The 12,165-nt window shown below is 66.0% G+C and carries 14 protein-coding genes; 5 read left to right on the forward strand and 9 right to left on the reverse strand.

The genetic code is table 11. From position 1 onward, the window contains the following. Positions 1 to 2: 2 nt before the first annotated feature. The 9 genes from DTA15_RS14060 to DTA15_RS14100 all read right to left on the reverse strand — a co-directional run bounded on the left by DTA15_RS14060 (position 3) and on the right by DTA15_RS14100 (position 6,585). Complete coding sequence (locus DTA15_RS14060) at positions 3 to 584, reverse strand: LOG family protein (RefSeq protein ID WP_006488208.1); 582 nt, start codon at positions 582 to 584, stop codon at positions 3 to 5. Continuing rightward, complete coding sequence (locus tag DTA15_RS14065) at positions 581 to 1,339, reverse strand: TetR/AcrR family transcriptional regulator (RefSeq protein WP_006488215.1); 759 nt, start codon at positions 1,337 to 1,339, stop codon at positions 581 to 583. The genes DTA15_RS14060 and DTA15_RS14065 overlap by 4 nt, the downstream gene beginning before the upstream one ends. Before the next feature lie 201 nt (positions 1,340 to 1,540). Next, positions 1,541 to 2,074: a diacylglycerol kinase gene (locus tag DTA15_RS14070; protein ID WP_006488206.1), complete on the reverse strand. Its 534-nt coding sequence runs from the start codon at positions 2,072 to 2,074 to the stop codon at positions 1,541 to 1,543. After that, positions 2,071 to 3,105: a glycosyltransferase family 4 protein gene (locus tag DTA15_RS14075; RefSeq protein ID WP_006488194.1), complete on the reverse strand. Its 1,035-nt coding sequence runs from the start codon at positions 3,103 to 3,105 to the stop codon at positions 2,071 to 2,073. The genes DTA15_RS14070 and DTA15_RS14075 overlap by 4 nt, the downstream gene beginning before the upstream one ends. 28 nt (positions 3,106 to 3,133) lie before the next feature. Continuing rightward, positions 3,134 to 4,072, reverse strand: coding sequence for a UDP-2,3-diacylglucosamine diphosphatase (locus tag DTA15_RS14080; RefSeq protein WP_006478246.1), 939 nt, complete (start codon positions 4,070 to 4,072; stop codon positions 3,134 to 3,136). Positions 4,073 to 4,298: 226 nt separating this feature from the next. Continuing rightward, complete coding sequence (locus DTA15_RS14085) at positions 4,299 to 4,805, reverse strand: RDD family protein (protein WP_006488204.1); 507 nt, start codon at positions 4,803 to 4,805, stop codon at positions 4,299 to 4,301. 6 nt (positions 4,806 to 4,811) lie between these two features. Beyond that, a complete protein-coding gene (locus DTA15_RS14090) occupies positions 4,812 to 5,579 on the reverse strand; it encodes a DUF3106 domain-containing protein (protein ID WP_020979871.1) in 768 nt (255 codons plus the stop codon). A 26-nt stretch (positions 5,580 to 5,605) separates the two neighbouring features. Further along, positions 5,606 to 6,025, reverse strand: coding sequence for a DUF3619 family protein (locus DTA15_RS14095; RefSeq protein ID WP_006497015.1), 420 nt, complete (start codon positions 6,023 to 6,025; stop codon positions 5,606 to 5,608). Next, entirely contained in the window at positions 6,022 to 6,585 is a 564-nt protein-coding gene (locus DTA15_RS14100; protein WP_006491033.1) for an RNA polymerase sigma factor, read from the reverse strand. Before DTA15_RS14100 ends, DTA15_RS14095 begins: the two co-directional genes overlap by 4 nt. 354 nt (positions 6,586 to 6,939) lie before the next feature. Here DTA15_RS14100 and DTA15_RS14105 point away from each other — a divergent pair, with 354 nt between their 5' ends. The 5 genes from DTA15_RS14105 to pssA all read left to right on the forward strand — a co-directional run bounded on the left by DTA15_RS14105 (position 6,940) and on the right by pssA (position 12,088). Then, positions 6,940 to 8,703, forward strand: a complete 1,764-nt coding sequence (locus DTA15_RS14105) for an acetolactate synthase 3 catalytic subunit (protein ID WP_012492736.1) — start codon at positions 6,940 to 6,942, stop codon at positions 8,701 to 8,703. Positions 8,704 to 8,814: 111 nt separating this feature from the next. Further along, complete coding sequence (ilvN, locus tag DTA15_RS14110; RefSeq protein ID WP_006398781.1) at positions 8,815 to 9,306, forward strand: acetolactate synthase small subunit; 492 nt, start codon at positions 8,815 to 8,817, stop codon at positions 9,304 to 9,306. A gap of 105 nt (positions 9,307 to 9,411) precedes the next feature. Beyond that, positions 9,412 to 10,428, forward strand: a complete 1,017-nt coding sequence (gene ilvC, locus DTA15_RS14115; protein WP_006491032.1) for a ketol-acid reductoisomerase — start codon at positions 9,412 to 9,414, stop codon at positions 10,426 to 10,428. 127 nt (positions 10,429 to 10,555) lie between these two features. Further along, entirely contained in the window at positions 10,556 to 11,200 is a 645-nt protein-coding gene (locus DTA15_RS14120) for a phosphatidylserine decarboxylase (protein ID WP_006491035.1), read from the forward strand. Positions 11,201 to 11,215: 15 nt separating this feature from the next. Next, positions 11,216 to 12,088, forward strand: coding sequence for a CDP-diacylglycerol--serine O-phosphatidyltransferase (gene pssA, locus DTA15_RS14125; protein ID WP_006491034.1), 873 nt, complete (start codon positions 11,216 to 11,218; stop codon positions 12,086 to 12,088). Positions 12,089 to 12,165 lie beyond the last annotated feature (77 nt).

The raw sequence follows: 12,165 nt of genomic DNA on the forward strand, positions 1-12,165 counted from the left end.
GGTCACTTCGCTGCGTCGGGCGCCCACTTGTCGCGGGCGGGCGGCTGGTAGCGGCGCAGCCGCTCGATCAGCGCGACGGGTTCGGATTCGACGCACAGCGCGTCGAAATAGGCCGGCCGCATGAAGCCTTCGTCGACCGTATGGCGCAGCAGCGCGATCAGCGGATCGTAGAACGCATCGATGTTGTAGAGCGCGACGGGCTTGCGGTGATAGCCGAGCTGCGCCCACGTGTAGACCTCGAAGAGCTCCTCGAGCGTGCCGGCGCCGCCGGGCATCGCGACGAACGCGTCGGAGAGGTCGGCCATCATTTTCTTGCGATGGTGCATGTCGGGCACGACGTGCAGTTCCGACAGCCCCGTATGGCCGACTTCCTTGTCGACGAGCAGCTCGGGGATCACGCCGACCGCACGGCCGCCGGCCGCCATCACTTCGTCGGCGATCACGCCCATCAGGCCGACGCGGCCGCCGCCGTACACGAGCGTGAGGCCCGCGTCGACGAGCGCGCGGCCGAACGCGCGCGCGGCATCGGCATAGACCGGCCGCACGCCGGACGACGAACCGCAGTAAACGCAGACTGCCTTCATTGCTTCGCGTCCTTGGCGGGGGCCTGCCCACCGGAGACGGGGCTGCCGGCCGGGCGCGGCGAACCGTCGCGCGGCGGCAGGTAGTCGGTGAACTGGCGCTTGGGCAGCTTGCCGGAGACGAGGTCGTCGAACAGCTGGCGCGAACGGCCGCGCAGGTACGGGGCCATGATCGAGATCACGTGCATGCTCACCTGGTGCAGCTCTTCGCGGATCGCGTCCTGGTCGTTGTATTTGCGCGGATGCATCACGTACTGATACGACAGCCAGTATGTCGAGATCACGGCCATGTTGGTGGCGATGACTTCGATCTCGGCGGGCGTCGCGACCATTTCGGCATCGGAGACGAGCAGCTCGCACATGTCGTGTGCGAAGCGCACCTTGTGGCTGATGATCTGCTTGAAGTGTGTCTCGAGCGTGCGGTTGCGTGCGAGCAGGTCGTTGAGGTCGCGATACAGGAACCGGTAGGTCCACATGAAATCGGCCATGTACTGCAGGTACGACCAGGTTTCGTCGATCGTCGGACGATGATCTTCGGGGAAGCGCAGCCGCCGTTCGATCTGCTGCTCGAACTGCGCGAAGATGCTGTTGATGATGTCGTCCTTGTTGCGGAAATGGTAGTACAGGTTGCCTGGACTGATTTCCATTTCCTCGGCGATCGTCGTGGTGGTGACGTTCGGCTCGCCGATCTCGTTGAAGAGTTTCAACGACAACTCGAGAATCCGTTCGCGGGTGCGGCGGGGAGGTTTCGCTTCCATGTCGTCCGGCCCTGTGTGTGCCGGACTGGCGGGCGCTGCAATCGATGCTGCGTGATTCGTCCGGCGCGGGTTGCTGTTCTATGTCTAGCGGACGATTATAAACCGGGGTTTCGCCACATCGGGGCATTTCGTGATCGCGGCCCCGCGCGGCGCATGGTGCAGCGCCGCACGCGGGCAGCGGGAATGGCGCCGGGCGGTTGCCTAGAAGCCGAGCCAGCGTGCGACGACCGGCCCGAGCACGAAGCCCCAGGTCGTCACGCACGCGAACAGCGCGACCGTCACGGCCGCGCTGCCGAGGTCCTTCGCGCGTTTCGACAGTTCGTGACGTTCGAGCGAGATGCGGTCGATCGCGGCTTCGACGCTCGAGTTCAGCAGCTCGACGATCAGCACCAGCAGCACCGAGCCGATCAGCAGCGCGCGCGACGCGGCCGGCACCGGCGCGAATGCGCCGATCGGCAGCATCAGCGCGGCGAGCGTGAGCTCCTGGCGAAACGCGCTTTCCTCGCGGATCGCGACGCGAAACCCGTTCAGCGAATGCTTGAGGGCGAACCACGCGCGCGTGATGCCGCGGTGGCGCTTGTACGGGTTCGGCGGCAGCGGCGCGAGCCGGTCGTCGGGGCCGAGCGGTTCGTGCGCGTGCACGTCCGCGTCGGCGTGCGGCTCTTCCTCGTCGAACGGGCGGTGCCGCGGCGTCGCGGCGGGGGGCGGGATCTTGTCGTTCAGGTCTCGTTTCAAACGGCGGCACCTTCGGCTGGCGAGTACGCGGTCTTCGGCAGCGGCTTCAGATGCGACGCGAACTGCTCGGATGCCGCGCGCCACGAGAAGCGTTCGGCCCACGCGCGCGCAGTCGTGCGTTCGATCTTCAGCGCCTCGAGGCAGGCTTCCTGCAGATCCTCGTGCATCGCGCCGGCATTGCCTTCGCCGAGCACGTCGATCGGACCCGTGACGGGATACGCGGCCACCGGCGTGCCGCAGGCGAGGGCTTCGAGCAGCACGAGGCCGAACGTGTCGGTGCGACTCGGGAATACGAACACGTCGGCCGCAGCATACACCTTCGCGAGCTCCGCCTGTGACAGCACGCCGAGATAGTTCGCCTCCGGGTAGCGCGACTTCAGTTCCGCGAGCGCGGGGCCTTCGCCCGCGACCCACTTCGAGCCGGGCAGGTCGAGGCGCAGGAACGCCTCGACGTTCTTCTCGATCGCGACGCGGCCCACGTACAGGAAGATCGGCCGCGCGGTGTTGAGCACCTTCGACTCCATCGGCCGGAAGATGTCGAGGTCGACGCCGCGGGTCCACAGCACGACGTTCGTGAAGCCGAATTTCTCGAGGTCCTGCTTGACGACCGGGGTCGGCGCCATCACCGCGAGCGACGGGCCGTGGAACCAGTGCAGGAAGCGGTAGGTCGCCGCGAGCGGGATGCCGAAGCGCGCCTGCACGTATTCCGGAAAGCGCGTGTGATACGCGGTCGTGTACGGCAGCTTGCGGGCGCGCGCATAGCGCCGTGCGGCGAGGCCGAGCGGGCCTTCGGTCGCGATGTGCAGCGCGTCGGGTGCGAACGCATCGATCCTTGCGCGCAGCTTGCGGTACGGCAGGATCGACAGGCGGATCTCGGGGTAGGTCGGGCAGGGCACCGTGCGGAATTCCAGCGGCGTCAGCAGCTCGACGCGATGGCCGAGCGCCGTGAGTTCGCGCGATGTGCTCTTCAGCGTGCGCACGACGCCGTTGACCTGCGGTTCCCACGCGTCGGTGACGATCATGATCTTCATCGCGGCATGTCCTGTAAGTAGGGTTGTGTCAGGCAGCGGCCTTGGCCTTGCGCGACGTGGTCTCCGACGGTGCGGTGCGCATCACCGTCCAGTAGACGATCTTCAGTTCGCCTTCCATCGTTTCGACGAGCGCGGACAGGCTTTCGACCCAGTCGCCGTCGTTGCAGTACAGCACGCCGTCGATGTCGCGGATCTCGGCCTTGTGGATGTGGCCGCACACGACGCCGTCGCAGCCGCGGCGGCGCGCCTCGTCGGTCATCACGGTCTCGAACTGCGAGATGAAATTGACCGCGTTCTTGACCTGGTGCTTCAGGTACTGCGACAGCGACCAGTACTGGAAGCCGAGCCGGCTGCGGATCCGGTTGAACCAGCGGTTCAGCACGAGGATCAGCGTGTAGAGCGTGTCACCGAGGTACGCGAGCCACTTCGCGTGCTGGATCACGCCGTCGAACAGGTCGCCGTGCACGATCCACAAACGTTTGCCTGCGAGCGTCGTGTGAAATGCCTCGCCGCGCACCTGGATGTCGCCGAACGCGAGATCGCAGAACTGCCGCGCGCCTTCGTCGTGGTTGCCGGGGATGTAGACGACCTGCGTGCCCTTGCGCGCCTTGCGCAGGATCTTCTGCACGACGTCGTTGTGCGCCTGCGGCCAGTACCAGCCTTTCTTCAGCTGCCAGCCGTCGATGATGTCGCCGACGAGGTACAGGTATTCCGAATCGTTGTGACGCAGGAAATCCAGCAGGTAGGGCGCCTGACAGCCGCTCGAGCCGAGGTGGATGTCGGACAGCCAGATGGTGCGGTAGCGGTGGGCGGACGGCTCCGGGTCCTCGTGCTGGGTGGTGTGCGCAACGGGCGGCTTGTGCGACACCACGCCGTCGGTTGCCCCCGAGCCGGACAGGAACGCAGTGGCGGCGCGGGCGCCGATGGGGTGACGAAACAGTGAGGTCGCGGACGTTTTCTGGCCCATGCATGACTCGCGCCGGTTGACATTACCGGCATTCCGCCATGCGGGCGTGACTGTGCCGTGACAGTCACGAGACGTTCTTATTACGACCGTCGAAGGGTGTTTAGCAGTGAATGAACGGGCGTTGCGTAACCTGTCGCACTGAACGCTCGGGGCGTGTCAGGCCAGGCTCCGCGGCTCGATGAGGGCGCCGGGCGAGGGGCTTTCGTCTGGTGAATGCGGCGACGCGTCAGCGTGGTATCGCGACGACGCGCGTGCGGGCGATCCGGTCGTGCGGGAACTGGCGTCCGGCGTGCAACCGGGCGGCACCGGCCCACGCGACGACCCATGCGGCGGCGAGCGCAAGCGTGACGGGTACCGACAGGCCCAGGAGCGGATGCAGCGCGAGCGGCGGCAGGAACCACAGCCAGCCGAGCACGTAGCGGACGAGCGCGTGGCCGGCGCTCAACGGCCGGCCGTTCGCCGATTCGAGCCGCAGCCGCCAGGTTTTCATCGGCAGCGTCTGGCCGCCGTGTGTCCAGAACCAGACGAAATACGCGCCGACGACGAGCGCGATCCACGCGGCAAGCAGGTTGTGATGAACGAGGCCGTTGCGTTGCTGCGTCGCGAGGCTGAACGCGAGCCCCGCGAAGAACACGACGCCGAACAGCAGCACGCCTTCGTAGAGCAGTGCGGCGAGGCGCCGCCGCACGGACGGCGCGGCGGCCGGGGTCTCGGAAGCGCGGGCGTTCGCCACGGCCGCTCAGGAGCCCTTGAACAGCGAAGGCGCGTCGGCGGGCGACACCGGCGCCACGGCGGCCGGGGCCGATGCGGTGCCGGACGTCGACGACGCGGGCACCGGCTGCGCGGCGGCGCCGGTCGACGCGGGCGCCGGAGCGGCGGCCGCGCCGCTCGCCGGGTGTTCGTGCGAGTTGACGAGGCGGCGGACGTCGCGGTCCGCGACGGTCGGCGGCGCGCTGACGACGCTCGGCTTGCGGCGGCGCTCGGCGGCGGCAAGCCGTTCCTTCTGCTCCTCGGGGAGTTGCTGGTAGGCCTTCCATGCGCGCTCGCGCGCCTGCGCGGACAGCTCCTTCGCGCTCTGGTAGTTCTCGCGCGCGACGCGGCGCTGCTCGGGCGTCATCTTCGCCCACTCGGCCATGCGCTCCTGCAGGCGCTTCTGGTCATCCGGCGACAACTTCGCGAAACGCGATGCGATCTTCAGCCATTTTCGCTTGCGAGCATCGCTGAAGCCGTCCCACTGGTCGGCGAACGGCGCGAGGGCCGCGTGCTGCGCCGGCGTGAGGCGCGCCCACGCCAGCGGGCCGGCGGCGGCCGGCAGCGGCAAGGGCAGGGGCAGCGGGGGCAGTTCGGTGGTGAGTCCGGCCGCGGCCGATGCCGGCGCGGCAGGGTTGGCGGTCGCGACGGGCGTCGTCGCGGGGGCCGGGTGGAATCGGGGATACGTGGCGACGTAGGAAACGGCGATCGCGATCACGCATCCGAAAAATACGGCCAGGCCGCGCTTCTGACTCACCCGTACGATCCCCTCGTTATTGTCTGTTAGTGAGCGCGTGAAAGATACGCGTTGAACCCGTGGTCGAGATACGCGTTGAGCGGCAGGTCGTCGCTGAGCATCGCCGCGTCGATGTCGGCGAGTTCGGCGGTGCGCTGCATGTCTTCCCAGTACGCGATGCCGACGAGCCCCGCGAGCAGCAATGCGAGCGGCCACGCGCGCAGCAGGCGGCGCGCGAACGACGTCGGCCGGCGATTCGCGGGCGTCGGGCCGTAGGCACCGGCCGCGCCGGCGAAGGCCGGCACGAACACCGGCGCGGTCGCGGCTTCGGGCTTCTTGCGCGCGAGCGCGGCCCGGCGGGCGACGGCCAGCCGATCGGTGGTCGCGGCAGGCAGGGCGGCCGCGCGCTCGTCCAGCGCGCGGCGCACCTTCAGCGCGAATTCGTGTTCTCGGTTTGCGGAGCTCATAGCGTGATTCCTTTGGCCTTGAGCGCTTGCGCCAGGGTGTGAGTGGCTCGCGAGCAGTGCGTCTTCACGCTGCCCTCGGAGCACCCCATTGCGGCGGCAGTCTCGGCGACATCCATATCTTCCCAATAACGCATCAGGAACGCTTCCCGTTGACGCGTCGGAAGCTTCTGGATTTCTTCGTCGATCAGGGCCAGAACCTGCTCTCTTTCGAGGCGGTGCTCGCTGCTTTCGACGCCCGCGTTGTCATCCGCGGATTCGAGCGTTTCGAGCGGGTCGAAGTCGTCGTCGTCGGTGTTGTTCAACGACGAGAAGAGCGTCACCCACGTGTTGCGGACCTTCTGCCGGCGGAACCAGTCGTGGATCGCGTTCTGCAGGATTCGCTGAAACAGCAGCGGCAGCTCGGCCGACGGCCGGTCGCCGTACTTCTCCGCGAGCTTGATCATCGCGTCCTGCACGATGTCGAGCGATGCATCGTCGTCACGCACGGCGTACGCAGCCTGCTTGAACGCGCGCCTTTCGACGCCCGCCAGAAAGTCGGCGAGTTCCTTGTCTGATGCCATTCCGTGAAGGTATGCGCTGCGGCCCGCTGCGTGGTGTAAAAGGTCGAAAAATTTCGTAAAACCCGCGGATGCTATCAAATTTTCGCGCGGCTTGGCACCGGGTCGGGCGCCGCAGTTGCGCGCGAGCCGCGCCGGCGGGGCGCCGGGCGGCGCGCATGATGCGCTGCGGGATATTTTGCTTGACGGCCCCATCACGACCCGCTATCGTCAGCGATTCGCAACATGAAGTGATGGTCTCATTTGAGGCTGGCCCAAGAAGCCCGCCCTTCAAACTGGACGCGCCGCTTGAACCCGAGCCACAAGCCCGGCAGAGAGCACCCGATCAATTTTTTGCCGAAAATTCGAAAGGTCAAAATGAACATGCCCAGCGCGGAATTCTCCACGTCGGAACCCCTTTCCCCTCCCGATAGCGACTCCATCGGCGGCACCGTGCTCATGAAGGCACTGGCCGACGAAAACGTCGAATTCATCTGGGGCTACCCCGGCGGCTCGGTTCTCTACATCTACGACGAGCTGTACAAGCAGGACAAGATTCAGCACGTGCTGGTGCGCCATGAACAGGCGGCCGTGCACGCAGCCGATGCGTATGCGCGCTCCACCGGCAACGTCGGCGTCTGCCTCGTGACGTCGGGCCCCGGTGTCACCAATGCGGTGACCGGCATCGCAACGGCCTACATGGATTCGATCCCGATGGTCGTGATCAGCGGCCAGGTGCCGACGGCCGCGATCGGTCAGGATGCGTTCCAGGAATGCGACACCGTCGGCATCACGCGTCCGTGCGTGAAGCACAACTTCCTCGTGAAGGACGTGCGCGACCTCGCGGAAACCGTCAAGAAGGCGTTCTATATCGCCCGCACCGGCCGTCCGGGCCCGGTGCTGATCGACATCCCGAAGGACATCTCGAAGACGCCGTGCCAGTACGAGCCGATCAAGAGCGTGTCGCTGCGTTCGTACAACCCCGTCACGAAGGGCCATTCGGGTCAGATCCGCAAGGCCGTGTCGCTGCTGCTGACGGCGAAGCGTCCGTACATCTACACGGGGGGCGGCATCATCCTCGCCGACGCGTCGCGTGAACTGAACCAGTTCGCGGACCTGCTCGGCTACCCGGTCACGAACACGCTGATGGGCCTCGGCGGCTATCGCGCGTCGGACAAGAAATTCCTCGGCATGCTCGGCATGCACGGCACCTACGAAGCGAACATGGCGATGCAGCACTGCGACGTGCTGATCGCGATCGGCGCCCGCTTCGACGACCGCGTGATCGGCGACCCGGCGCACTTCGCGTCGCGCCCGCGCAAGATCATTCACATCGACATCGACCCGTCGTCGATCTCGAAGCGCGTGAAGGTCGACATCCCGATCGTCGGCGACGTGAAGGAAGTGCTGAAGGAGCTGATCGAGCAGTTGCAGACGGCCGAGCATGGCCCCGACACCGAAGCGCTCGCGCAATGGTGGAAGGACATCGAAGGCTGGCGCGCGAAGGACTGCCTGAAGTACGACCGCGAAAGCGAGATCATCAAGCCGCAGTACGTGGTCGAGAAGGCGTGGGAGCTGACGGACGGCAATGCGTTCGTGTGCTCGGACGTCGGCCAGCACCAGATGTGGGCCGCGCAGTTCTACCGTTTCAACAAGCCGCGTCGCTGGATCAACTCCGGCGGCCTCGGCACGATGGGCTTCGGCCTGCCGGCGGCGATGGGCGTCAAGATGGCCCATCCGGACGACGACGTGCTGTGCATCACGGGCGAAGGCTCGATCCAGATGTGCATCCAGGAACTGTCGACCTGCCTGCAGTACGACACGCCCGTGAAGATCATTTCGCTGAACAACCGCTACCTCGGCATGGTCCGCCAGTGGCAGCAGATCGAATACAGCAAGCGCTATTCGCATTCGTACATGGATGCGCTGCCGGATTTCGTGAAGCTCGCCGAAGCGTACGGCCATGTCGGCATGCGGATCGAAAAGACTTCGGATGTGGAGCCGGCGCTGAAGGAAGCGCTGCGCCTGAAGGACCGCACCGTGTTTCTCGACTTCCAGACCGATCCGACCGAAAACGTCTGGCCGATGGTACAGGCCGGCAAGGGCATCACCGAGATGCTGCTCGGATCGGAAGATCTGTAACGGCGCGACGCGCGCCCGGCCCGATGCGGCCGCCTTCACGAAGGGCGGTGCGGCACGCGGCGGCGCGCGGCGCGAGTGAATCGACACGGACACATTCTGGAAGAAGCGAACATGAGACACATCATTTCCGTCCTGCTGGAGAACGAACCGGGCGCGCTGTCGCGCGTGGTCGGCCTGTTTTCCGCACGCGGCTACAACATCGAAACCTTGACGGTGGCGCCGACCGAAGATCAATCGCTGTCGCGGCTCACCATCGTTTCCATTGGCTCCGACGACGTGATCGAACAGATCACGAAGCATCTGAACCGCCTTATCGAGGTGGTGAAAGTGGTGGACCTGACCGACGGTGCACACATCGAACGCGAGCTGATGCTGATCAAGGTACGTGCAGTGGGCAAGGAGCGCGAAGAAATGAAGCGGATGTCGGACATTTTCCGCGGCCGCATCATCGACGTGACCGAGAAGACCTACACGATCGAATTGACGGGCGCGAGCGACAAGCTCGACGCATTCATCCAGGGGCTGGACGCGGGCGCGATCCTCGAGACCGTGCGCACCGGCAGCTCCGGCATCGGACGCGGCGAGCGCATCCTGAAGGTGTGATGCCGACATAGCCAAAGAGGCACGCCGGGTGCGCCGTCATGTCCCGGCCCGCAGTACTCCATCCGAACGAATTATTGAATTTTTTGAATTAGCGAAGGAACCATCATGAACGTTTTCTACGACAAAGACGCTGACCTCTCCCTCATCAAGGGCAAGCAAGTCACGATCATCGGCTACGGCTCGCAAGGCCATGCACACGCGCTGAACCTGAAGGACAGCGGCGTGAACGTGACGGTCGGCCTGCGCAAGGGCGGCGCGTCGTGGAGCAAGGCCGAGAACGCCGGCCTGTCGGTCAAGGAAGTCGCGGAAGCGGTGAAGGGCGCGGACGTCGTCATGATGCTGCTGCCGGACGAGCAGATCGCCGACGTGTACGCGAAGGAAGTCCACGCGAACATCAAGCAGGGCGCGGCGCTCGCGTTCGCGCACGGCTTCAACGTCCACTACGGCGCGGTGATCCCGCGCGCCGACCTCGACGTGATCATGATCGCGCCGAAGGCACCGGGCCACACCGTGCGCGGCACGTACTCGCAAGGTGGCGGCGTGCCGCACCTGATCGCGGTTGCGCAGAACAAGTCGGGCGCGGCGCGCGACATCGCGCTGTCGTACGCGGCAGCGAACGGCGGCGGCCGTGCCGGCATCATCGAGACGAACTTCCGTGAAGAAACCGAAACCGACCTGTTCGGCGAGCAGGCCGTGCTGTGCGGTGGCACGGTCGAGCTGATCAAGGCAGGTTTCGAGACGCTGGTCGAAGCCGGCTACGCGCCGGAAATGGCGTACTTCGAGTGCCTGCACGAACTGAAGCTGATCGTCGACCTGATCTACGAAGGCGGCATCGCGAACATGAACTACTCGATCTCGAACAACGCCGAGTACGGCGAGTACGTGACGGGCCCGCGCATCGTCACGGAAGAGACGAAGAAGGCGATGAAGCAGTGCCTGACCGACATCCAGACGGGCGAGTACGCGAAGAGCTTCATTCTCGAGAACAAGGCAGGCGCCCCGACGCTCCAGTCGCGTCGCCGCCTGACGGCCGAGCACCAGATCGAGCAGGTCGGTGCGAAGCTGCGTGCGATGATGCCGTGGATCGCGAAGAACAAGCTCGTCGACCAGACGAAGAACTGAGCATCCCGTGCTGTTCCGGCCCTTCGAGCGAAGGGCCGGCATCAAAAAGCCGTCCGAAGGCAGCAGTGCCCCGGGCGGCTTTTGTTATGCTACGGGCTTTGCAATTCACCGAACACAGAACGAATCCATGAACTATCCTCATCCGATCATCGCGCGCGAAGGCTGGCCGTTCATCGCGATTGCAGCCGTCATCGCGCTGTTGATCCATGCCGTCGGGGGCTTCGGCTTCGCGTGGCCGTTCTGGCTGCTGCTCGTCTTCGTCGTCCAGTTCTTCCGTGACCCGCAGCGCCCGATCCCGGCGCAGCCGAACGCGGTGCTGTGCCCGGCGGACGGCCGCATCGTCGCGGTCGAGACCGCGCAGGATCCGTACGCGAACCGCGAAGCGCTGAAGATCAGCGTGTTCATGAATGTCTTCAATGTCCATTCGCAGCGCTCGCCGGTCGATGGCGCGATCAGCAAGGTCGAGTACTTCCCGGGCGCGTTCCTGAACGCGGCGATCGACAAGGCGTCGACCGAGAACGAGCGCAATGCGGTCGTGATCCAGACGGCGAGCGGCAAGACCGTCACCTCGGTGCAGATCGCCGGCCTGATCGCGCGCCGGATCCTCTGCTACGTGCGCGCCGGCGAGCCGCTGTCGCGCGGCCAGCGCTACGGTTTCATCCGCTTCGGTTCGCGCGTCGACGTGTACCTGCCGCTCGGCAGCCGCGCGAAGGTGTCGATCGGCGAGAAGGTCTACGCGTCGTCGACGATCCTCGCCGAGCTCGAGCAGTAAGCGGCGGGGCGCACGATGGCCGCATTCAAACCGCGTCGGCCGCGCAACGGCTCCGGCCAGACGCCACGCCCGTTCCGCCGCAACAAGGTGATGGCGCCCGATCCGGCGCCGCTCGAAAGCCGCCGCGCCGCGCGCCAGCGGTTCCTGAAGACGCGCGGCATCTATCTGCTGCCGAACGCATTCACGACCGCCGCGCTGTTCTGCGGCTTCTTCGCGGTCGTGCAGGCGATGAACGTGCGCTTCGAGATCGCCGCGATCGCGATTTTCGTCGCGATGGTGCTCGACGGGATGGACGGGCGCGTCGCGCGCATGACCCATACGCAGAGCGCGTTCGGCGAGCAGTTCGACAGCCTGTCGGACATGGTGTCGTTCGGCGTCGCGCCCGCGCTCGTGATGTACGAGTGGGTACTGAAGGATCTGGGCCGCTGGGGCTGGCTCGCCGCGTTCGTCTATTGCTCGGGCGCCGCGCTGCGCCTCGCGCGCTTCAACACGAACATCGGCGTGGTCGACAAGCGCTTCTTCCAGGGGCTGCCGAGCCCGGCCGCCGCCGCGCTGATCGCGGGCTTCGTGTGGCTCGCGACCGACAACCGCGTGCCGATGAAGCTCGGCTGGCTGCCGTGGGTCGCGTTCGCGCTGACGATCTACGCGGGCGTGACGATGGTGTCGAACGCGCCGTTCTACAGCGGCAAGGCGCTCGACGTGCGGCACCGTGTGCCGTTCGCGGCCATCCTGCTCGTCGTGGTCGCGTTCGTGCTCGTGTCGTCCGATCCGCCGCTGATGCTGTTCTGCCTGTTCGTGTTGTACGGGCTGTCCGGCTACGTGTTCTGGGCCTACCAGGCCATCCGCGGGCGCGCCAATCCGGCGCGCTCGTCGCAGCGCGATCACTGACTCCGGCGCGCGATTTGCCCGAAAACGGCGGCCTCGGGGCCGCCGTTTTCATGTGCCCCTTTTTCGAGCCGGGGGCG

This window comes from Burkholderia cenocepacia, assembly GCF_900446215.1.
GTDB lineage: Bacteria > Pseudomonadota > Gammaproteobacteria > Burkholderiales > Burkholderiaceae > Burkholderia > Burkholderia cenocepacia.